This is a genomic window from Azotobacter tropicalis, assembly GCF_059739045.1.
In genome coordinates, this window is the sequence record NZ_AP046059.1 from 3,959,417 (window position 1) to 3,981,346 (window position 21,930).

Annotated in this window: 20 protein-coding genes and 2 pseudogenes; 19 read left to right on the forward strand and 3 right to left on the reverse strand. The window is 67.9% G+C overall.

Annotated features, from left to right (window positions below; all coding sequences use genetic code 11):
- Positions 1-6 precede the first annotated feature (6 nt).
- The 9 genes from Atro_RS18740 (at position 7) to Atro_RS18780 (ending at position 8,717) form a co-directional block, all read left to right on the forward strand.
- Positions 7-726: a tellurite resistance TerB family protein gene (locus Atro_RS18740; RefSeq protein WP_497924690.1), complete on the forward strand. Its 720-nt coding sequence runs from the start codon at positions 7-9 to the stop codon at positions 724-726.
- Between the two features lie 105 nt (positions 727-831).
- Positions 832-1,927 (forward strand): peptide chain release factor 2 gene (gene prfB / locus Atro_RS18745; protein ID WP_497924692.1). Its coding sequence is split into 2 segments (ribosomal slippage): positions 832-903 and positions 905-1,927, totalling 1,095 coding nucleotides; the frame shifts between segments, so codons are not numbered across the junction.
- Between the two features lie 119 nt (positions 1,928-2,046).
- Positions 2,047-3,549 carry a lysine--tRNA ligase gene (gene lysS, locus Atro_RS18750; RefSeq protein WP_497924693.1) on the forward strand — a complete coding sequence of 501 codons (1,503 nt, stop codon included), beginning with the start codon at positions 2,047-2,049 and terminating at the stop codon, positions 3,547-3,549.
- Positions 3,550-3,715: 166 nt separating this feature from the next.
- Positions 3,716-4,438 carry a TetR/AcrR family transcriptional regulator gene (locus Atro_RS18755; protein WP_497924694.1) on the forward strand — a complete coding sequence of 241 codons (723 nt, stop codon included), beginning with the start codon at positions 3,716-3,718 and terminating at the stop codon, positions 4,436-4,438.
- A 436-nt stretch (positions 4,439-4,874) separates the two neighbouring features.
- Entirely contained in the window at positions 4,875-6,173 is a 1,299-nt protein-coding gene (locus Atro_RS18760; RefSeq protein WP_497924696.1) for a flavohemoglobin expression-modulating QEGLA motif protein, read from the forward strand.
- An 83-nt stretch (positions 6,174-6,256) separates the two neighbouring features.
- Positions 6,257-7,003, forward strand: a complete 747-nt coding sequence (locus Atro_RS18765; protein WP_497924697.1) for a TIGR00266 family protein — start codon at positions 6,257-6,259, stop codon at positions 7,001-7,003.
- On the forward strand, positions 7,003-7,878 hold the full coding sequence (locus tag Atro_RS18770) for an alpha/beta hydrolase (RefSeq protein WP_497924699.1): 876 nt from the start codon (positions 7,003-7,005) through the stop codon (positions 7,876-7,878). The genes Atro_RS18765 and Atro_RS18770 overlap by 1 nt, the downstream gene beginning before the upstream one ends.
- Before the next feature lie 12 nt (positions 7,879-7,890).
- Entirely contained in the window at positions 7,891-8,217 is a 327-nt protein-coding gene (locus Atro_RS18775) for a PA3694 family proteiin (protein ID WP_497924701.1), read from the forward strand.
- Positions 8,214-8,717, forward strand: a complete 504-nt coding sequence (locus tag Atro_RS18780; protein WP_497924703.1) for an O-acetyl-ADP-ribose deacetylase — start codon at positions 8,214-8,216, stop codon at positions 8,715-8,717. Before Atro_RS18775 ends, Atro_RS18780 begins: the two co-directional genes overlap by 4 nt.
- Positions 8,718-8,720: 3 nt before the next feature.
- Here Atro_RS18780 and Atro_RS18785 read toward each other — a convergent pair whose 3' ends face one another.
- Entirely contained in the window at positions 8,721-9,065 is a 345-nt protein-coding gene (locus Atro_RS18785) for a pilin assembly protein (RefSeq protein WP_497924705.1), read from the reverse strand.
- A 210-nt stretch (positions 9,066-9,275) separates the two neighbouring features.
- Between Atro_RS18785 and ppc the strand changes: the two genes are divergently transcribed.
- From ppc to Atro_RS18805, 4 genes and pseudogenes are all read left to right on the forward strand, one after another.
- Positions 9,276-11,912, forward strand: a complete 2,637-nt coding sequence (ppc, locus tag Atro_RS18790; protein WP_497924707.1) for a phosphoenolpyruvate carboxylase — start codon at positions 9,276-9,278, stop codon at positions 11,910-11,912.
- Positions 11,913-12,153: 241 nt separating this feature from the next.
- Positions 12,154-12,801: an adenylate kinase gene (adk, locus tag Atro_RS18795; protein ID WP_497924709.1), complete on the forward strand. Its 648-nt coding sequence runs from the start codon at positions 12,154-12,156 to the stop codon at positions 12,799-12,801.
- A 108-nt stretch (positions 12,802-12,909) separates the two neighbouring features.
- Positions 12,910-13,586: pseudogene (gene tsaB / locus Atro_RS18800) on the forward strand (tRNA (adenosine(37)-N6)-threonylcarbamoyltransferase complex dimerization subunit type 1 TsaB).
- Positions 13,587-13,594: 8 nt separating this feature from the next.
- Entirely contained in the window at positions 13,595-14,449 is an 855-nt protein-coding gene (locus Atro_RS18805; protein WP_497924711.1) for a DUF72 domain-containing protein, read from the forward strand.
- Positions 14,450-14,478: 29 nt separating this feature from the next.
- Here Atro_RS18805 and Atro_RS18810 read toward each other — a convergent pair whose 3' ends face one another.
- A complete protein-coding gene (locus Atro_RS18810; protein ID WP_497927710.1) occupies positions 14,479-15,291 on the reverse strand; it encodes an IS5 family transposase in 813 nt (270 codons plus the stop codon).
- Between the two features lie 73 nt (positions 15,292-15,364).
- On the opposite strand from Atro_RS18810, the gene Atro_RS18815 reads away from it, so the two are divergent.
- On the forward strand, positions 15,365-16,054 hold the full coding sequence (locus tag Atro_RS18815; protein ID WP_497924713.1) for an extensin-like domain-containing protein: 690 nt from the start codon (positions 15,365-15,367) through the stop codon (positions 16,052-16,054).
- 92 nt (positions 16,055-16,146) lie between these two features.
- A complete protein-coding gene (locus Atro_RS18820) occupies positions 16,147-16,926 on the forward strand; it encodes a class I SAM-dependent methyltransferase (protein ID WP_497924715.1) in 780 nt (259 codons plus the stop codon).
- Positions 16,927-16,935: 9 nt separating this feature from the next.
- Here Atro_RS18820 and Atro_RS18825 read toward each other — a convergent pair whose 3' ends face one another.
- Positions 16,936-17,613: a DUF4197 domain-containing protein gene (locus tag Atro_RS18825; protein WP_497924717.1), complete on the reverse strand. Its 678-nt coding sequence runs from the start codon at positions 17,611-17,613 to the stop codon at positions 16,936-16,938.
- Positions 17,614-17,904: 291 nt separating this feature from the next.
- Between Atro_RS18825 and Atro_RS18830 the strand changes: the two are divergent.
- From Atro_RS18830 to Atro_RS18845, 4 genes and pseudogenes are all read left to right on the forward strand, one after another.
- Positions 17,905-18,813 (forward strand): annotated as a pseudogene (locus Atro_RS18830) (ABC transporter ATP-binding protein); the annotation flags it as partial.
- 7 nt (positions 18,814-18,820) lie between these two features.
- Positions 18,821-19,555, forward strand: a complete 735-nt coding sequence (locus tag Atro_RS18835) for an ABC transporter permease subunit (protein ID WP_497924719.1) — start codon at positions 18,821-18,823, stop codon at positions 19,553-19,555.
- A gap of 1 nt (position 19,556) precedes the next feature.
- Complete coding sequence (locus tag Atro_RS18840; RefSeq protein ID WP_497924721.1) at positions 19,557-21,392, forward strand: GldG family protein; 1,836 nt, start codon at positions 19,557-19,559, stop codon at positions 21,390-21,392.
- Between the two features lie 293 nt (positions 21,393-21,685).
- Positions 21,686-21,895 (forward strand): cold shock domain-containing protein, encoded by a 210-nt coding sequence (locus Atro_RS18845; protein ID WP_152388946.1) that lies wholly within the window; start codon positions 21,686-21,688, stop codon positions 21,893-21,895.
- Positions 21,896-21,930 lie beyond the last annotated feature (35 nt).

Here is a 21,930-nt window from a genome sequence, read left to right on the forward strand (position 1 = left end):
TGCGCGATGAACACCAGCGGATTGCTCGACCAACTTCTCCGGTCCGCCCAAAGCTTTCGCCGGCAGGGTCAGCCACGGCCCGGCGGCAGGAGCGGAGCTGGCGGTGGCGTGCTCGGCAACATTCTCGGCGGCGCCGGCGGTGGTTCCCTGGGCAGCCTGATGGGCGGCGGGAACAAGGGCGCATTGGCTGCCGGGGCCCTTGGTCTTTTGCTCGGCAAGCGGCGGATCGGCAAGCTGGGCGGCAACGCCATGGCCTACGGCGGTCTCGCCGCCCTCGGGATGCTGGCCTACAAGGCCTTCAGCAACTGGCAGGCGCAGCAGGCTGGCGCTCTCCGGCACGAGCCGCAGACCCTCGACCGCCTGCCGCCGGATAAGGCCGAAGGGCACAGCCAGGCCGTGCTCAAGGCGCTGGTCGCCGCGGCCAAGGCCGACGGACACGTGGATGAACGCGAGCGCCAGTTGATCGAAACCGAGTTGGCGAGGGTCGCCGAAGACGACGAACTGAAGCGCTGGCTGCATGATGAATTGAACAGCGCGCTGGACCCGGCCGATGTGGCCCGGGCCGCCGACACGCCCGAGCTGGCTGCCGAGATCTATCTCGCCAGTCTTCTGGCGGTCGACGAGGAGCAGTATATGGAGCGCGCCTACCTCGACGAGCTGGCGCGGCAGTTGAAGCTCGACCCGCAACTCAAGGCGGAGCTGGAGAGCCAGGCCCGGGCCGCTTGAGCCCGATTGGCGCGGCATGCGTGCGGACGCGCGGGCTGTCAGCCACGGCCCGCTGCGTTATACTCCCGGGCTTTTCGAACTGTCCGACCGCGAGTGCTGCCCACCATGGAAATCAACCCAATCGTCAACAGCATCAAGGACCTGTCCGAACGCACCCAGACCATTCGGGGGTATCTTTGACTACGATCACAAGCGTGATCGTCTGACCGAGGTCGAGCGCGAGCTGGAAGACCCGAACGTCTGGAACAACCCGGAATACGCCCAGAACCTGGGCCGCGAACGCGCCCAACTGGCGCTGGCCGTCGAGACCCTCGACGAGCTCGCCGGCGGCCTGGCCGACTCCCGCGACCTGCTGGACATGGCCGTCGAGGAAAACGACGAAGGTGCGGTGAGCGACGTCGCCAGCGAGGTCGAGCGCCTGCGCGGGATCCTCGAAAAGCTCGAGTTCCGCCGGATGTTCAGCGGCGAAATGGATGCCAACAACGCCTATCTCGACGTTCAGGCCGGCTCCGGCGGTACCGAGGCCCAGGACTGGGCCAACATGCTGCTGCGCATGTACCTGCGCTGGGCCGACAAGCATGGCTTCGACACCGAGATCGTCGAGCTGTCGGAGGGCGAGGTCGCCGGCATCAAGAGCGCCACCGTGCACGTCAAGGGCGAATACGCCTTCGGCTGGCTGCGCACCGAGATCGGCGTGCACCGCCTGGTGCGCAAGAGCCCGTTCGACTCCGGCAACCGCCGCCACACCTCCTTCTCCGCGGTGTTCGCCTCGCCGGAGATCGACGACAACATCGAGATCGACATCAACCCGGCTGATCTGCGCATCGATACCTATCGCTCCTCCGGCGCCGGCGGTCAGCACGTGAACACCACCGACTCCGCGGTGCGCATCACCCACCTGCCGACCAACACCGTGGTGAGCTGCCAGAACGAGCGTTCCCAGCACGCCAACAAGGACCGCGCGATGAAGATGCTGCGCGCCAAGCTCTACGAGCTGGAGGTGCAGAAGCGCAACGCCGCGGCCCAGGCCTTGGAAGATACCAAGTCGGACATCGGCTGGGGCCACCAGATCCGCTCCTACGTGCTCGACCAGTCGCGGATCAAGGATCTGCGCACCGGCATCGAGAACAGCAACTGCGACGCGGTGCTGGACGGCGATCTCGACGACTTCATCGAGGCCAGCCTCAAGAAAGGGCTCTGACGCCTCCGACGCCCCTGCGCCGAGCGGGCCGGGGCAGGGGGGCGGGCTCGCAGCACCTCCCCCGAACCCTCTCCCCGGCGCGGCGAGGGGATGCAACCCATCAGGAACATGACACGACCATGAGCGAACAACCGCTGAACCAGCATGCCCTCCACGAGGAAGAAAACAAGCTGATCGCCCTGCGCAAGGAAAAGCTTGCCGCCGAGCGCGCGAAGGGCAACGCCTTCCCCAACGATTTCCGCCGCGATAGCTACTGTGCCGACCTGCAGAAGCGCCATGCCGAGGCGAGCAAGGAGGAGCTGGAAGCGGCCGCGATTCCGGTCAGGGTGGCCGGGCGCATCATGCTCAACCGCGGCGCCTTCATGGTCATCCAGGACATGACCGGTCGCATCCAGGTCTACGTCGACCGCAAGACGCTGCCGGCGGAGACCCTGGAAGCGGTCAAGCATTGGGATCTGGGCGACATCATCGCCGCCGAGGGCACCCTGGCGCGCTCCGGCAAGGGCGACCTCTACGTGCACATGACCGCGGTGCGCCTGCTGACCAAGTCGCTGCGCCCGCTGCCGGACAAGCACCACGGCCTGACCGATACCGAGCAGCGCTACCGCCAGCGCTACGTCGACCTGATGGTCAACGAGGAGACCCGCCACACCTTCCGCGTGCGTTCGCAGGTCATCGCCTACATCCGCAAGTTCCTCGCCGAGCGCGACTTCCTCGAAGTGGAAACGCCGATGCTGCAGGTCATCCCCGGCGGCGCCGCGGCCAAGCCCTTCCAGACCCATCACAACGCGCTGGACCTGCCGATGTTCCTGCGCATCGCGCCCGAGCTCTACCTCAAGCGCCTGGTGGTCGGCGGCTTCGAGCGGGTCTTCGAGATCAACCGCAACTTCCGCAACGAAGGCGTTTCGACCCGCCACAACCCCGAATTCACCATGCTCGAGTTCTACCAGGCCTACGCCGACTACGAGGACAACATGGACCTCACCGAGCAGCTATTCCGCGAGCTGGCGCAGCTGGTGCTGGGAACCACCGACGTGCCCTACCAGGGCAAGGTGTTCCACTTCGGCGAACCCTTCGCCCGCCTGTCGGTGTTCGACTCGATCCTCCGCTACAACCCTGAAATCTCCGCCGTGGACCTGCGCGACATCGACAAGTGCCGCACCATCGCCAAGAAGGCCGGTGCCGACGTCAAGGGCTTCGAGGGCCTCGGCAAGCTGCAGACGATGATCTTCGAGGAACTGGTCGAGCACAAACTGGAGCAGCCGACCTTCATCACCCGCTATCCCTTCGAGGTTTCGCCGCTGGCCCGGCGCAGCGACGACGACCCGAGCGTCACCGACCGCTTCGAGCTGTTCATCGGCGGCCGCGAGATCGCCAACGCCTACTCCGAGCTGAACGACGCCGAGGACCAGGCCGAGCGCTTCATGCAGCAGGTCAAGGACAAGGATGCCGGCGACGACGAGGCCATGCACTTCGACGCCGACTTCGTGCGCGCTCTGGAATACGGCATGCCGCCGACCGCCGGCGAGGGCATCGGTATCGATCGTCTGGTGATGCTGCTGACCGATTCGCCGTCGATCCGCGACGTGATCCTCTTCCCGCACATGCGTCCGGAAGTCTGATCCGGGGCTGACCAGCCGCTGCCCAGGAAAGGCCCGCACTCAGCTGCGGGCCTTTTCGTTGCGGGTGGATTCGCCTTGCTGTTGCACTTTGGTATCGGAGTGCCAGGATGGATTGCTTCCGGCGCCGAAAGCCCTAACAATGGGGACAGGTCTTAGTTGGAAAAGGATGCCCGTCTTGACCCAGTTCATCGTTCTGAACAGTGCCGCCCGCATGGCCAGCGCTGTTGCCCACAGTGTCCAGTATCAAGGTCGCAAGACCAGCCGGCGCGGCAGCGAGCAGCGCCGTCAGGCGATTCTCGACGCCGCCATGCGCATCATCATCCGCGACGGCGTGCGTGCCGTGCGCCATCGGGCGGTGGCCGCCGAGGCCGGCGTGCCGTTATCGGCGACCACCTATTACTTCAAGGACATCGACGACCTGCTGACGGACACCTTCGCGCTGTTCGTCGAGCGTAGCGCGGCCTACATGGCCGGCTTCTGGGAGCGTACCCAGGGGCTCTTGCTGGAGCAGGTCGACCGGCTGGACGAAAGCAGCGAGTCGCGCCGCCAGTTGGCCGAGGAGATCGCCCGATTGGCGGTGGGCTACGTGCGCCACCAGTTGCACTTCCGGCGCGACGAGCTGATCGCCGAGCAAGCTTTCCAGCAGGAGGCGCTGATCAATCCGCGTCTGCACGATCTGGCCCGTTCGCACCGGCGGATCCTCCAGCAGGGGGCCATCCAGGTCTTTCAGGCGCTCGGTTCGCAGCATCCGGAGCAGGATGCCAACGTGCTGACCGGCATCATCGGACGCATGGAGTATCAGGGCCTGCTCGACGGTCCGGCACGCCTGGACGACGAGGAGATGCTGGCCATCCTCAGTCGCTACATGTATCTGGTGCTCGGGCTCTGAACAGGGCCGTCCCCGGTGCAGGCGCCGGGGACGGCCCGTCCTGGCGGAGGAAAGCGGGCGCTTCCCATCCTCCTGCTGTCCTTCCGCCTGCTCGTCGGCTGCCTGCTGGGCTTCATTCGGCGGATCGCCCCCAGCCGCTACCGCGCCCGATGCCGTTGCAGGCCGAATTCAGCGTGGCCGGCCATGGCCGGCGCTGGTATCTTTCCGCCGGGCTGCCGGACGACTTTAGCGGAGGTTTTCGCATCCTCGGCTTCGCGTTGACGGTGCAGAACGAGCGGGTGCTCTACAACCTGAAGCCGGCCCGGATCCGCGAGGTGCCGGAGTGGGGCGTGTTCTCAGCCCGCTGGCAGGGTCTTCGCCTATCGGGACGATCCCGCCCATTCCGACGTATTCAGCGAAGTGGCGCGCTAGCGGTGCGCCGGCCAGTGAGAGCTTGATGAGCAGACGCAACAAGCAGCAAGACAATTACCAGCAGATCATCCGCAGCCTTTCCGACCGGCTGGTCGAGGCGCAGATGCCGATCCGCGTGCTGGATGCGGTGAAATGGGACGACGAGGTTCGCCAGCGTTTCTTCGCTGCCGGTTGCCGCCAATTGCCGCCGGTGGACCGGGCCTACTACGAGAGCCGTCCGCTGTCCTTCGATCCGGTGGCGAAGAAGCAGGAGTTCCAGGGCATCGAGCGGGATATCACCCGGCAGCTCGGCCAGTTCAGCCCGGTCGGGCAGATCATGCGACGCATGTGCAAGGAGTACCGCATGGTCATCCGCATGCTCGAGGCGCGTGGTACGCCGGACTTCGGACTGATTTCCGAGGAACTCTACGGCGCCGCCTCGGATGCCTTCCATGCGGGCGATCCGACCCTGGCCGATCTCGGCCTGATGCTCTCCGACTATCTGAATCAGATCGCCGACCGCGGCGACCTCAAGGACGAACCCAAGACCCTCAACGCCAGCGCCGCCGTGACGCTGCTCCAGGAGCGCCTGAACCGGGTGTTCGGCGAGAGCGAGGGGACGGTCCGCGTGTTCGAGTCCGACGGCATCGTCGCCGACGCCGCGGCCGGCGCCGACTACATCAAGATCCGCAGCGACGCGCTGTTCAACGAACGCGACGTGCGCGCCCTGGAGGTGCACGAGGGGCTGGTCCACGTGGCCACCACGCTCAACGGCCTGAGCCAGCCGATCTGCACCTTCCTGGCCAAGGGCCCGCCGTCCTCCACGGTGACCCAGGAGGGCCTGGCGATCCTCATGGAGGTGATCGCCTTCGCTTCCTACCCGAGCCGCCTGCGCAAGCTGACCAACCGCACCCGGGCCATCCACATGGCCGAACAGGGCGCCAACTTCCTGGATATCTTCGAGTTCTTCCGCGACCAGGGCCTGAGCGACGAGGACAGCTACACGAACGTCAGCCGCGTGTTCCGTGGTTCGCGTCCAGACGGCATGCCGTTCACCAAGGATCTGTCGTATCTCAGGGGCTTCATCCTGATCTACAACTACATCCAGCTGGCGGTGCGCAAGGGCAAGCTGGAGCAGATCCCGCTGCTGTTCTGCGGCAAGACCACCCTGGAGGATATGCGCACCCTGCGCCAACTGGTCGATCAGGGGCTGGTGGTGCCGCCGAAGTACCTGCCGGAGCAGTTTCGCGACCTCAATGCCCTGTCGGCCTGGATGTGCTTCTCCAACTTTCTCAACCACCTCAGCATGGAGCGGATCGAGGCGGACTACGCCAACATCCTCTGAGATGCGCGGCGTGCGTCGTTTCGCGTCGCCGTGCACCGCCGGGGTATCCTTGCAGGCTTCCTGCCCCGATAAGGATCGTTTCCATGGCCAGCCATCAGCTCGACTACGAAATCCTCGGTTCCCACGCGCAGTCGGTGGAGATCATTCTCGATCCCGGCGAAACGGTGGTCGCCGAAGCCGGCGCGATGAACTACATGACCGAAGGCGTGCGCTTCGAGACGCGCATGGGGGACGGCTCCGAGGGCGGCGTGCTGGGCAAGCTGTGGGGCATGGGCAAGCGCATGCTGACCGGCGAGTCGCTGTTCATGACGCACTTCTCCAACCACGGCAAGCGACAGGCGCGGGTCGCCTTCGCCGCCCCCTATCCGGGCACCGTGGTGCCGGTGGACCTCGCCCAGATCGGCGGCACCCTGGTCTGCCAGAAGGACAGCTTCCTCTGCGCGGCCCGCGGCACCGAGATCGGCATCACCTTCAGCAAGCGCATCGGTGCCGGTTTCTTCGGCGGCGAGGGCTTCATCCTGCAGAGGCTGTCCGGCGACGGCCTGGCTTTCCTGCATGCCGGCGGCGCGGTGATCCGCAAGGAGCTGCACGACGAGACCCTGCGCCTGGATACCGGCTGCCTGGTGGGTTTCAGCGAGGGCATCGACTACGACATCCAGCTGGCCGGCGGCCTGAAGAGCATGCTGTTCGGCGGCGAGGGGGTTCTCCTGGCGACCCTCAAGGGCACCGGCACCGTATGGCTGCAGAGCCTGCCGTTCTCGCGGCTGGCCGAGCGGGTCTACGAGGCGACCGTCAAGGCCCGCGAGGACGTGCGCGGCGGAGGCGACTGATGCTGGGGCCGGGGCGAGCGCTGTGCCTGGCCCTGCTCGGCCTGGTGCTGGCCGGCGCCGGCTGCAGCTCCCTGCTGTTCTATCCGGAGCCCGGCCAGCCCCTCACGCCGCGAGCGGCCGGGCTGGAGTATCGCGACGTCGAACTGCGCGCCGCCGACGGCACGCGGCTGCATGCCTGGTGGCTGCCGGCCAAGGCCGGGCGGGAGGTGCGCGGTACCGTGCTGCATCTGCACGGCAATGGCGGCAACCTCGCCTGGCATCTGGGCGGCAGCTGGTGGCTGCCGGAGCAGGGCTGGCAGGTGCTGCTGCTGGATTACCGCGGCTACGGGCTGTCCGAAGGCACGCCCGCACTGCCGGAGGTGTATGGCGATCTGGAGGCGGCCTTCGCCTGGCTGGAAAGGGAGCCGGCGGTGCGCGGCAAACCGCTCGCCGTGCTCGGCCAGAGCCTCGGCGGTGCCCTGGCGGTGCACTTTCTGGCGCAGCAGCCGCCGCGCCGCGCCCAGGTCTCGGCCTTGGTGCTCGACGGCGTGCCGGCCAATTACCGGGAGGTGGCGCGGCACATGCTGGCCGGCGCCTGGCTGACCTGGCCGCTGCAGGTGCCGCTGTCCTGGCTGGTGCCGGACGGCGACAGCGCGATCGAGGCGATGCCGCAGCTGCAAGGCCTGCCCGTGCTGATCTACCATAGCCGCGACGACGACCTGGTGCCCCTCGCCAACGGCCTGCGTCTGTACCGGGCCGCCCTCCCGCCGCGGCTTTTCCAGCCGACCCGCGGCGGCCACGTGCAGACCTTCGCCGAACCGGCCTGGCGTGCGCTGATGCTGCGCTTTCTCGCCGACCCGCGAGGGGCCGGCGGACCGGTCGATCCCCATCCTTGACGAGACTTACCGATGAGCGTGACCAATCCCGTCCACCTGATCCTCACTGCGGTCGGCAGTGTCGCCGCCACGGTGGTGGCGCTCGGCTATTATGGCTATCTGCATGTGGCCCGACCGGAGGACGCCCTGCTGCTGGCGGAGTTCACCATGCTCAAGACGATTCCCGGCGAGGATTACCGGCTTTCCCTGAAGCCGGCCAGCCAGGTGGCGCAGTGCATCGATGGTGTGCTGGTGCTGTTCGACACCGAGCAGAAGGGACTCACCGGCGTGCTGGTGGACCGGCGCAAGCAGGCGGTGCGCTGCCTAGGTCAGGAAACGCCGCAGGTAGAGCAGCCATGAACGTCCTGATCTGGCAGGGCGATCTGACCTGTCTGGCGGTGGACGCCCTGGTCAATGCCGCCAATCCCAGCCTGCTCGGCGGCGGCGGGGTGGATGGCGCCATCCATCGCGCCGCCGGCCCCGGGATGCTCGCCGCCTGTCGTCGGTTGGGCGGCTGTCCGACCGGCGAGGCGCGCCTGACCCCGGGCTTTCGCCTGCCGGCACGCTACGTGATCCACACGGTCGGACCGGTCTGGCAGGGTGGCAGCCAGGGCGAGGCGGAGCTGCTTGCCGCCTGCTACCGCAACAGCCTGGCCCTGGCCGAGCAGCACGGGCTGGAGAGCATCGCCTTCCCGGCGATCAGCTGCGGCATCTACGGCTATCCGCCGGAGCAGGCGGCAGCCATCGCCCTGAGCGAGCTGCACCGTCCGCGCCCGGCCGGCAGCTCCCTGCGCCAGGCGTTTCTGGTGGCCTATTCGGCGGACATGGCCGCCCTCTATCGGCGCCTGCTGAACCCCTGATCCTCAGTGGCTGGCGCCGTCGGCTTGGGCGACCATTTCCTGCAGGTAGCGGCGCGACAGGGCGAGAAAGCGCGGTGTCGGGCCGATGTCCTCGTAGAGCGGGTCGCCCTGCTCGTCCATGGCGACGACCTGGCTGCCCTTCACGTAGGGCATGTTGGTCTCCAGCTCCTCGAGCGCCGCGCCGATCAACTCGCCGAGCAGCTCCTCGACGCTGCGCCTGGGATACATTTCGGCCAGCGCGGCAAGGCGTGCCGCGGATTCCAGATCGAGTCGGATCTGATAGGTGCTGGGCGTCAGACGACCTCTGGCGCCGCGCTCCCAGTGCTGGAGCAGTTCGCGGATCTTCATGAGGCACCTCATCCTGCTGCATGGGCTGACGGGCGGCCCGTCGGACGACGACGGGTCGTGCTCTGGTATGAGTTCAGACTAGCCCAGCAGCGCTGCCCCTTGTCAGAAATCGGCACGCTGGGCCACTCTACGGAAAGCGATCCGGCTCGACGGAGAGACCGCCGGAGGCCCGATCGGCTGCGTGTTCCCCAAATGCTGCTGGAGGTTGCGATGGAGGAAATCGACGCTCGTCTGCGCGAGGAAGTCCGCCTGCTCGGCGAACTGCTCGGTGAGTACATCCATGCCCAGTGCGGCGAAGCCTTCTTCGACAAGATCGAGCGCATCCGCCTGGGGGCCAAGACCGGCCGCCTCGGTTCGGAGGAGGGCGCCGAGCAGTTGACCCGCACCCTGGGCGAGCTGCAGGAGGACGAGCTGCTGCCGGTGGCGCGGGCCTTCAACCAGTTTCTCAACCTGGCCAACATCGCCGAGCAATACCACGAGATTCGTCGCCGCGGTCCCGAGGAGCCACCGCCCTTCGCGCTGCGCGCGCTGCCCGAGCTGCTCGAGCGGCTGCTCGCCCGCGGGCATGCCGCCGATGCCCTGGCCCGCCAGCTCGGGCGGCTGGATATCGACCTGGTGCTCACCGCTCACCCCACCGAGGTGACGCGCCGCACCCTGATCCGCAAGTACGAGGCGATCGCCGCCGAGTTGGCCGTGCTCGATCACGGCGATCTGCTGCCGGCCGAGTGCGAGGCGGTGCGCGAAAGCTTGCGCCGGCTGATCGCCGAGGCCTGGCACACCGACGAGATCCGCCGCAGCCGGCCGACTCCCGTGGACGAGGCCAAGTGGGGCTTTTCGGTGATCGAGCATTCCCTCTGGCAGGCCGTGCCGGCCTTCCTGCGCAGCGTCGACCGGGCGCTGCACCAGGCCACCGGCCTGCACCTGCCGCTGGAGGCGGCACCGATCCGTTTCTCCTCCTGGATGGGCGGCGATCGCGACGGCAACCCCAACGTCACCGCCGCGGTCACCCGCGAAGTGCTGCTGCTGGCGCGCTGGGCGGCCGCCGATCTCTATCTGCGCGACATCGACCAACTGGCCGCCGAGCTGTCCATGCAGGAGGCGAGCCGCGAGCTGCGTGCCCAGGTCGGCGAGGTCGACGAACCCTATCGGGTTCTGCTCAAGCAACTGCGCGAGCGCCTGCTGGTCAGCCGCGACTGGGCTGCCGCGGCCTTGCACGGCATAACGGCGCGCCCGCCGGCGCTGCTGCAGAGCAACCGCGAACTCCTGCAGCCGCTGGAGCTCTGCTACCGCTCACTGCATGCCTGCGGCATGGGCCTGATCGCCGATGGCCCGCTGCTCGACTGCCTGCGCCGGGCGGCCACCTTCGGGCTGTTCCTGGTGCGTCTGGACATCCGCCAGGATGCCGCCCGGCATGCCGCGGCACTCAGCGAGATCACCGAATACCTGGGGCTCGGCCGCTACGCCGACTGGGACGAAGACGCCCGCACCGCCTTTCTGGTGCGCGAGCTGGACAGCCGCCGGCCGCTGCTGCCGGTGCACTTTCCCGCCTCGGACGAGACTGCCGAGGTGCTCGCCACCTGCCGCGAGGTGGCGCTGGCACCGGCGGCCTCGCTGGGCTCCTACGTCATCTCCATGGCCGGCGCGCCCTCCGACGTGCTGGCCGTGCAACTGCTGCTCAAGGAGTGCGGGCTGCAGCGGCCGATGCGCGTGGTGCCGCTGTTCGAGACCCTGGACGACCTGGAGCAGGCCGCGCCGACGGTGGAACAGCTGCTATTGCTGCCGGGCTACCGAGCCCGCCTGCACGGCCCGCAGGAAGTGATGATCGGCTATTCCGACTCGGCCAAGGACGGCGGCACCACGGCCGCCGCCTGGGCGCAGTACCGCGCCCAGGAGGGCCTGGTGGAGGTCTGTCGGCGTCAGGGTGTCGAGCTGCTGCTGTTCCATGGCCGCGGCGGCACCGTCGGCCGCGGCGGCGGCCCGGCGCATGCGGCGATCCTCTCGCAGCCGCCGGGTTCGGTGGCCGGGCGCTTCCGCACCACCGAGCAGGGCGAGATGATCCGCTTCAAGTTCGGTCTGCCGGACACTGCCGTGCAGAACCTCAATCTGTACCTGGCCGCCGTCCTCGAGGCCACCCTGCTGCCACCGCCGGAGCCGGAGCCGGCCTGGCGCGAACTGATGGACCGCCTGGCTGCGGAGGGTCTGGCCGCCTACCGCGGCGTGGTGCGCGAGCATCCGCAGTTCGTCGAGTATTTCCGTCAGGCCACCCCCGAGCAGGAGCTCGGCCGCCTGCCGCTGGGCAGCCGACCAGCCAAGCGGCGGGCCGGCGGGGTCGAGAGCCTGCGGGCGATTCCCTGGATCTTCGCCTGGACCCAGACGCGCCTGATGTTGCCGGCCTGGCTGGGCTGGGAGACGGCGCTGGGCAACGCCCTGGCGCGCGGCGAGGGCGAGTTGCTCGAACGGATGCGCCAGCACTGGCCGTTCTTCGGCACGCGCATCGACATGCTGGAGATGGTTCTGGCCAAGTCCGATGCCTCGATCGCCTGGCTTTATGACGAGCGCCTGGTGGAGCCGCATCTGCGCGGGCTCGGCCAGCAACTGCGTGGCCTTTTGTCGCAAGCCTGCGACGCCGTCCTCGAATTGACAGGGCAGGAGCGCCTGCTCGGCCACAATCCCGAGGTCCGTGCCGCCTTCAGCGTGCGTAATACTTATCTGGATCCCCTACACCTGTTGCAGGTCGAACTGCTGGCGCGCTACCGGCAGCATCAGGAGCAGACCGGTAGCCCGCTGGAGCAGGCCCTGCTGGTGAGCGTGGCGGGCATCGCTGCCGGTTTGCGCAATACTGGCTGACGAGCGGCTCCTGCGCAGGAGATTGCCGCAGGGAGGCTCCGGCATGCTGTGCCAGCATGCTTTTCAGCGAGATTTTTCTGTAATTTGCCGCACGTTCGCCATGGTTTTGGCTGACTTGTGCGCCCGAGGTCGGCTGTGTATCTTGTGCACCCTTTTGGCTGCCGAAAGCGCCAAATTCATCGTTCAGATGATCGATCAGAGACAATTCGAAAATTTAAAAATCACTCAAGGAGCTACATCGATGCGCATGATCCTGCTGGGGGCGCCCGGTGCCGGCAAAGGCACCCAGGCCCGCTTCATCACCGAGAAGTTCGGTATTCCGCAGATTTCCACCGGTGACATGCTGCGTGCCGCGGTCAAGGCCGGCAGCCCGCTGGGGCTCAAGGTGAAGGGCGTGATGGACAGCGGCGGCCTGGTGTCCGATGACATCATCATCGATCTGATTCGCGAGCGTATCGTCCAGCCCGACTGCGCCCGCGGCTTCCTCTTCGACGGCTTCCCGCGCACCATCCCCCAGGCCGAGGCCCTGCGCGATGCCGGCGTGACCATCGACCACGTGCTGGAAATCGCCGTGGACGACGAGGAGATCGTCTCGCGTATGTCCGGCCGCCGCGTTCACCCGGCCTCGGGGCGCGTCTACCACGACCTGCACAACCCGCCGAAGGTGGCCGGCAAGGACGACGAGACCGGCGAGGCGCTGATCCAGCGCGAGGACGACAAGGAGGAGACCGTGCGTCACCGCCTGGCCCTCTACCATTCGCAGACCAAGCCGCTGGTCGATTTCTACCAGAAGCTCGCCGCCGCCACCGGTACGCCCCGCTATAGCCGCGTCGAAGGCGTCGGTCCGGTGAACGAGATCACCGCCCGCGTGCAGGCCGCCCTGGCCTGATTCGCCCGCCTGCGACGGACGGCCCGCCCTGTGCGGGCCGTCCGCTTTTCGGCGTCCGGATGGCCGGGCGTTTATAATGTCCGCCCTTTTTTCCGCCCGGATGACCCGATGACCACTCTGCTGGCCCTGGATACCGCCACCGAAGCCTGTTCCGTCGCCCTCCTGCACGAGGGGCGCGTGTTCGGCCGCCATGAGGTGATCCCGCGACTGCATGCCCAGCGCGTGCTGCCCATGGTGCAGGAGCTGCTGGGCGAGGCGGGCATCGCCCTCTCGGCGGTCGACGCCATCGCCTTCGGCCGTGGCCCGGGGCCTTCACCGGGGTGCGCATCGTCGTCGGCGTGGTGCAGGGGCTGGCCTTCGCCCTTAAGCGGCCGGTGCTGCCGGTTTCCAACCTGGCGCTGCTGGCCCAGCGCGCCCATCGCGAGCAGGGTGCCGAGCAGGTGGCGGCGGCCATCGATGCGCGCATGGACGAAGTCTACTGGGGCTGTTACCGCCTGGAGGCCGGCGAGATGCGCCTGGTCGGCGCCGAGGCGGTGCTGCCGCCGGAGCGGGTCGGGTTGCCGCGCCTGGCGAGCGGCGATTGGTTCGGTGCCGGGACTGGCTGGGCCTATGCCGAGCGCATGCCGATCAGGCCCGTCGCCCGGGACGCCAGCCTGCTGCCCGATGCCCGCGACCTGCTGAGCCTGGCCGGCTTCGCCTGGCAGCGCGGCGAGGGCGTGCCGGCCGAGCAGGCCCAGCCGGTCTACTTGCGCGACAAGGTCGCCACGCCCAAGGGCGCCCGGTAGGTCCGCCGATGCTGCCCTATTGCCTCGGCTGTCCTTCCTGGAGCGAGGTGGCCTGGCGCGGCAGCCTCTACCCGGACGGCACGCCGGCGGCCGACTACCTGAGCCTGTATGCCCGGGTGTTCAATGCGGTCGAGGGCAACACCACCTTCTACGCTCAGCCCTCGGCGGCCGCCGTGCAGCGCTGGGCGCAGCGCATGCCGGCGCATTTCCGCTTCTGCGCCAAGCTGCCGCGGGAGATCAGCCATTCGGCCGATCTGCGCCTGCAGGTGCCGGCCAGCCGGGCTTTCGTCGAGCTGCTGGCGCCGTTGGGCGAGCGGGTCACGCCGTACTGGCTGCAACTGCCGGCCAGCTTCGCGCCGGTGCGCCTAGGCGAGCTGGCGGACTTTCTCGCCCATTTCGAGCATCCCCTGGCGGTGGAAGTCCGCCATCCGGCCTTCTTCCAGCGGGGTGAGGAGGAGCGGGCGCTGAACCGCCTGCTGCGCGACAGCGGTGTCGAGCGGCTGTGCCTGGATGCTCGCGCCCTGTTCAGCTGCCACGACGACACGCCGGCGCTGCGCCATGCCCAGGCGAAGAAGCCGCGCCTGCCGGTGCGCCCGGCGGCCTTCACCGGGCTCCCGCAGGTGCGTTTCATCGGTCATCCCGAGCTGGAAGCCAACGACCCGTTCCTGGTGCCCTGGCTGGACAAGGTCGCCGCCTGGGTCGAGGAGGGCCGGCATCCCTACGTCTTTCTACACACCCCGGACAACCGGCTGGCCCCCGAGCTGGCGCGGCGCTTCCACGAGCAGCTGACGGTGCGTCTGCCAGGACTGCCGCCTTTGCCGGCGCCGGCGGCGAACGGAAATTCGCAGCTCGATCTGCTCTAGAGCCTGTTATTAACCCGTTCGTTTCTTGATCAGCCGGGTGTTGCCAAGGCCTTGAGAGCAGTCGGCAACATCAGGCAAACAAAGGCTATGAAGTGAAAGCCCGCCAGCGTCGAGGCCAGGCGCTCGTAGTCCCGACTCAGTCTTCGAAAGCGGGCCATCCAGCCGAAGCTGCGCTCGACCACCCAGCGCCGGGGCAGCAGGATGAAGCCCTTCTTCGCTTCCGTGTGCTTGATCACTTCCAGCTGGATGCCATGCGCCTCTGCCTGTCGGGCCGCCGACTCGCCGCTGTAGCTCTGGTCGGCGAAGGCAACCTCCACCGCCTCACCGGTCACCCGCTGCACCTGCTCGGCGAGGGCGGCCACCTGGGCGCGGTCCTGTTCGTTGGCGGGCGTCACCCGCAGGGCGAGCAACTGCCCCAGCGTATCCACGGCCATATGCACCTTCGAGCCCTTGCGGCGTTTGGCCCCGTCATAGCCGGCCCGTGCGCCGCTTTCCGGCGTCGACTGCAGGGTGCGGCTGTCGAGGATCACGGCGCTGGGCTGAGCCTTGCGCTTGTCCGCCACCCGGATCAACTCGCGCACATCATGCAGCAGTTCCTCGAAGACGCCGGCCTCGATCCAGCGTCGGGTCTGCTGATACACCACCTGCCACGGCGGCAGATCATGCGGCATCTGCCGCCAGAGCAGGCCGCCGCGGACGATGTAGCGCAGGGCATTGAAGACCTCGCGCAGGCTGTGGACGCGATGGGCGGAGGATTCGGGCATCAGCGCCAGATAGGGCGCCACGAAGGCCCACTCCTCATCGCTGACATCGGTGGGGTAGGGTTTTCGGGTTAACTGCAGACGATAACCAAAGCAGTGGTTAATAACAGGCTCTAGGCGTGCAACCTGGCCGCCTGTGCGTTGCCTCAAGAACATGTTCATCGTTCGCAGGTTCTTGGTGTGCACGCTGCTGGCAGGACTCGCCTGGGTCGGCTGGCAGGCCTGGCCGGCCGTGCCGCCTCGCTGGAATCCCTGGGCGCCGCTGGATGTGCGCGAGCCGCCGAACCTGCTCACGCCCTTCAAACTGTGGCGCCTGCAACACGATGAGGCGCTCTGCGCCGAGGCGCTGGCCAGCTCCGCATTGCGCTATGCCGCCGTGGCCGACAGCCGGCCGGCGCCCGGCTGCCCGATCAAGAACAGCGTGCGTCTGCACGCCTCCGAGGTCGCCTTCAATGCCAGCTTCACCGCCACCTGCCGGCTCGCCGTCGGCTATGCACTGTTCGAGCACCATGGCCTGCAACCTGCCGCCCGGCAGGTTTTCGGCCAGCCGGTGGTACGCATCGAGCACTATGGCAGCTTCGCCTGCCGCAACGTCGCCCGCAGCGCCAGGCGCAGCCAGCATGCCAGCGCCAATGCCCTGGACATCGCCGGTTTTCGCCTGCGTGACGGCCGGCGCATCACCCTGGCCCGCGACTGGGGCGGCAACGATGAGGAAGCACGCTTTCTGAGGCTGGTGCGCGATGCCGCCTGCCGCTCCTTCAACGTCACCCTGGGCCCGGATTACAACGCCGCCCACCGCGATCATTTGCACGTCGACATGGGGCCGGGACGGCTTTGCCGTTAGGCCCGGTAAACGCCGGAAAGCGCCTCGACTCTGGCAGAATGCCCGGCCTGAAGTTGGCGGCCGCCGCTGCGGCCTTTTGCGAGCGCGTTGCGATGATCGATGAGTCTCCTGCGGTATCTGTCCGGGTCGAGGCCCTGAATCCGGTATTCGACGAGGCGGCACAGGCCCTGGCCGAGCGCCTGGGCCTGTCGCTGGGCGGCGCGGCGGACTTCGCCCTGCAGTTCGGCGAGCAGGGCCTGCAGTTGGCCGAGCTGGGGCCGCAGGCGCCCGGGCCGGTGCGGGTCGATTTCGTCGAGGGGGCGGCGGCGCACCGGCGGCTGTTCGGCGGCGGCAGCGGGCAGATGATCGCCAAGGCGGTCGGCGTGCAGAGCGGGGTGCGCCCGCGGGTGCTCGACGCCACCGCCGGACTGGGGCGCGACGCCTTCGTGCTCGCCTGCCTGGGCTGCGAGGTGATCCTGATCGAGCGCCAGCCCTTGATCGGCGCACTGCTCGCGGACGGTCTGGCCCGTGCCGTCCGCGACCCGGAGGTCGGCCCCATCGTCGCGCGCATGCATCTGCGCCAGGGCGATGCCATCGCGCAGATGCGCCAGTGGGCGGATGCGCCGCCGCAGGTGATCTACCTCGACCCGATGTTCCCCCATCGCGACAAGAGCGCCCTGGTGAAGAAGGAGATGCGCCTGTTCCGTCCGCTGGTCGGCGACGACCTGGACGCGCCGGCCCTGCTTGAGGCCGCCCTGGCGCTGGCCAGCCACCGGGTGGTGGTCAAACGCCCGCGCAAGGCGCCGATCGTCGCCGGGCCCAAGCCGGGTTACAGCCTGGACGGCAAGTCCAGTCGTTACGACGTCTACGCGCTGCAGTCGCTGAAGGGATAGAGGCCCGCGTCACAGCGCGCCGAATACCTTCTTCGCCAGGCTGCTGGCGGCCGCCGCCGGGTTCTCGCGGATCTTCGCCTCTTCCGCGGCGATCACCTCGAACAGGCCGTCGAGCGCCTGCTCGGTAACGTAGCCCTCGAGATTGGCGCTCTTCGCGTCGAGCGCGCCGAAGCTCGCCGCCTGGCTGGCGAAGGCGTTGTACTTCTGGGCCAGGCCGACCTGGTCGGTCGCCTGCTTGACGATGGGCAGGAAGCGGGCGCGGATCTGCTCGCGGCTGCTGCGATCGAGGTACTGGGTGGCCGCATCCTGCGGGCCGGCGAGGATCCCTTTGGCGTCGGCCACGGTCATCTTGCGCACGGCATCCAGCAGCAGGGCCTGAGCCCGCGGCACCGCGGCCTCGGCGGCCTGGTTCATGCGCGCTTCCAGTTGCTCGACCTGGCTGCCCATGCCCATCAGCTTCATGGTCTGGGCGACCTTGCCGAGCTTGCCCGGCAGTCCGATGCGCCGCTCCGGGTCGTCGCTGAAGCCGCCGGGGCGGCCCAGTTGCTGGACGGCCAGCTGGGCGCCCTGGCCGAGCGCATCCTTGAGTCCGCCATTGGCGTCCTGTTGCGTGAGATCGGCGAGCGAGAGGGCGAGGGCGTTGGCGCTCAGCATGAGGCCGGCGAGCAACGGGGCGAGGCGACGCATGATGGCATTCCGTGCAGAAAAGGGGCGGCCAGCTTAGCCGAGGCGGGCGGGTCAGAACATCCGGACACGGCCTTCTGGCGCGCCGCAGAGCGGCTGCGCAGCGGCAGGGGCGATCTTGCCAGGCCGCGAGCGGACTCCTTATAGTCCGCCGGCATTCACTACACCGGCCGCTGGAAAGCCTCCGCAGGCGGCCATCGGCCTCCGGGCCGGGTTTTCCAACGGATCGAACGGGGCGCTTCCTGCGCGCGGCTGTCGGCGGACAGGAAGGCTTCACTGCACGGATGAGAGGCCATGATCGAGATAGACAACCTGACCAGGCGCTTCGCGCAGCACACCGCGGTGGACAACCTGTCCTTCCGCGTCCGGCCGGGGGAGGTGCTGGGCTTTCTCGGCCCCAACGGCGCCGGCAAGTCCACCACCATGAAGATGCTCACCGGCTTCCTCGCGCCGACCTCCGGCAGCGCGCGCATCCTCGGCTTCGACATCCAGCGCCAGACCCTCCAGGCCCAGCGGCAGATCGGCTACCTGCCGGAGGGCGCGCCCTGCTACGGCGAGATGCGTGTGGCCGGCTTTCTCGGCTTCATCGCCGAGGTACGCGGCTTCCGTGGCGCGGAGAGGCGGCGCCGGGTCGAGGCGGCGGTGGCCCGCCTGGAGCTGGAGAAGGTCCTCGACCAGACCATCGACACCCTCTCTAAGGGCTTCAAGCGCCGGGTCGGCCTGGCCCAGGCGATCCTCCACGAGCCGCCGGTGCTGATCCTCGACGAGCCGACCGACGGCCTCGATCCCAACCAGAAGCATCAGGTGCGCCAGCTGATCGGCGATCTGGCCCGCGACCGCATCGTCATCATCTCCACCCATATCCTCGAGGAGGTGGCGGCGGTGTGCAGCCGCGCGCTGATCATCGCCGCCGGCCGGCTGGTGGCCGACGGCACGCCGCTGGAGCTGGAAAGCCGCTCGCGCTACCACCAGGCGGTGACCCTGGTCGGTGAGGGCCTGGAGCGGGACGCGCTGGCGGCGCTGCCGGGCGTCGCCGGGGTCGAGGCCAATTCCCGGGAGGACAGCCTCACCGTGCTGGCGAAACCCGGCGAGGTGATCTTTCCCCAGGTCAATGCGCTGATTCACCAGCGTGGCTGGCAGGTGCGCGAACTGGACGTGGAGCGCGGCCGCCTCGACGAGGTGTTCCGTACCCTGACCCGGGGGAGGCGGCATGAGACAGCTACCGGTGGTCTTCAAGCGCGAACTGGGCAGCTATTTCGCCACGCCCCTGGCCTACGTGTTCATCCTGATCTTCCTGGTCCTCTCCGGGGTGTTCACCTTCTACCTGGGCGGCTTCTTCGAGAGCAACCAGGCGAGCCTGGCGCCTTTCTTCAACTTCCATCCCTGGCTCTACCTGTTCCTGGTGCCGGCCATCGCCATGCGCCTCTGGGCCGAGGAGCGCAAGTCGGGCTCCATTGAGCTGTTGATGACCCTGCCGATCAGCCGCTTCGAGGCGGTCGCCGGCAAGTTCCTCGCCGCCTGGGTGTTCGCCGGCCTGGCCCTGCTGCTGACCTTTCCCATGGTGCTCACCGTCAACTATCTGGGCGATCCGGACAACGGCGCGATCCTCACCGGTTACCTCGGCAGCTGGCTGCTGGCCGGTGCCTACCTGGCGATCGGCGCGTGCACGTCGGCGCTGGCGAAGAACCAGGTAATCGCCTTCATCCTCGCCGTCAGCCTGAGCTTCCTGTTCATCGCCAGCGGCTTTCCGCTGGTGCTCGACGCCTTCAGCGGCTGGGCGCCGCAGTGGCTGGTCGACGCGGTGGCCTCGCTGAGCTTCCTGGTGCGCTTCGACGCGATCAGCAAGGGCGTGCTCGACCTGCGCGACCTGCTCTACTTCGTCTCCCTGATCGCCGCCTGGCTGGCCGCCACCGCCGTGGTGGTCGATCTGAAGAAGGCCGACTGACATGAAGAAGATCCTGCACTCCGGCGCCGGGCTGCTGCTCATCGCCGTGGCCTTCCTGGCCTTCAACATCCTCTCCGGGCAGCTGCTCGGCAACGTCCGCCTGGACCTCACCGAGCAGAAGCTCTACACCCTTTCCGGCGGCACCGAGCGGATCCTCGCCGGGCTGGAGCAGCCGCTCGACCTGTACTTCTTCTACTCCGACCGCGCCACTCGCGAGGTGGCGCCGCTGCGCAACTACGCGCGGCGCGTCGAGGAAATGCTCAAGGCCTACGAGCGGGCCGCGAACGGCAGGCTGCGCCTGCACCTCGTCGACCCCGAGCCGTTCTCCGAGGACGAGGATCGCGCCGCCGAGTTCGGCCTGCAGGCAGTGCCGCTGAACCAGGGCGGCGAACAGGTCTACTTCGGCCTGGCCGGCCGCAATGCGGCCGGCAACGTCCAGGCGATTCCGTTCTTCCCGCTGGATCAGGAAGAGTTTCTCGAGTACGAGATCAGCCGCCTGGTGCAGGGGCTGGTCCACACCCGGCTGCCGGTGATCGGGGTGCTCTCCGGGCTGCAGCTCAACGGCGGCTTCGACATGCTGGCCGGGCAGCCGACGCCGCCCTGGATGGTGCTTGAGGAGATCCGCCAGCTGTTCCGCATCGAAAGCCTGGAGGCCGGCCTCGACCAGATCCCCGAGGACGTCTCGGTGCTGCTGCTGGTGCATCCGAAACAGCTGCCGGAGCAGACCCTCTACGCCATCGACCAGTTCGTGCTGCGCGGCGGCAAGCTGCTGGCCTTCGTCGACCCGCTCGCCGAGTTCGACAGCGGCATGAGCCTGTCCGGCGAGATGGGCAGCGGCCGGGCCTCCGACCTGGAGCCGCTGTTCAAGGCCTGGGGTGTGCGCCTGCGCCCCGGCGAGGTGCTCGGCGACGGCGCCTACGCCATGGCGGTGAGTGTCGGCCAGGGGCAGCGGGCGGTGCGCCATCCCGCCTGGCTGAACCTGCCGCCCGCGGCGCTGGACCAGCAGGATGTCAGCATCGCCGGGCTGGAGAGCCTGACGCTCGCCAGCGCCGGCATCCTCGACCCCGTGGAAGGCGCCTCGACCCGCTTCGTGCCGCTGATCAAGAGCTCCGTCTATGCCATGCCGCTGGACGCCGAGCGGGTCGCCGCCGTCGACGACCCGCAGAGTCTGCTCGGCGACCTGCAGCCGACCGGCGAGCGCTACACCCTCGCCGTGCGGATCAGCGGGCCGGTCAGGTCGGCCTATCCGGACGGCATCGAGGGGCGCCGGGACGGCCTCAAGGCGGCCGACAACATCAACCTCATCGTGGTTGCCGACAGCGACCTGCTCAGCGACCGCATGTGGGTGCGGGTGCAGGACTTCTTCGGCCAGCGCGTTCCGCAGCCCTTCGCCGACAACGGCAGCTTCGCGATCAACGCGCTGGACAATCTGGCCGGCTCCGAGGCGCTGATCGAGGTGCGCTCGCGCGGCCGTTTCAGCCGCCCGTTCGTGGTGGTCGAGGCGCTGCAGCGCGAGGCCGAGGCGCGCTTTCGCGAGAAGGAGGAGGTGCTGCAACAGCGTCTGACGCAGACCGAGCAGCAGCTCGCCGCCCTGCAGCAGAGCGAGGAGCCGGGCAAGGCCCTGGAGCTGAGTCCCGAGCAGCAGGCCACGCTGCAGCAGTTCCTGCAGGAGAAGCTGCGTATCCGCAAGGAGCTGCGCGAAGTGCGCTACCAGCTCAATGCCGACATCGAAGCCCTCGGCCGCACCCTCAAGCTCCTCAACATCGCCCTGGTTCCGTTGCTGCTGACCCTGGGCGCGCTGGCGGTCTGGTTGTGGCGTCGTCAGCGCCGGGTCTGAGGGGCGAAAACGCTTACAAAATATGCGGTTACCGCCGAGGGCACGGGCGAAACGCTGAAATCAGTCGAAAATAGTCGGATTTTCGACCGATTTATTGACCTAGGGGGTTGCGCGCCTACGACAAAAAGTCCTTTCCAGCTTGGGTGGTTGCTTTATACTGCCCGAGCGGTGCTTCCAGGGATGCGCCTTCAACACCCACGCGACACGCATGTTTGAGGGTTTGGAGCACGTCCGCGGGCCTTGTGGCCTCTGGTAAGGCAAACAACAAAATTGCATGTTTGGAGAGAGTGGTAATGGCTGATCGTGAGGTCGGAACCGTCAAGTGGTTCAATGATGCCAAAGGCTATGGATTCATTCAGCGCGAGAGCGGCCCGGACGTGTTCGTCCATTACCGCGCCATCCGCGGCGACGGTCATCGTTCCCTGATCGAGGGACAAAAGGTGGAGTTTTCGGTGATCCAGGGCCAGAAGGGCCTGCAGGCGGAAGACGTCTCCAAAGTGTAAGACCCGGCAGGCCCGTCCGCGACGGGCCTGTCAGC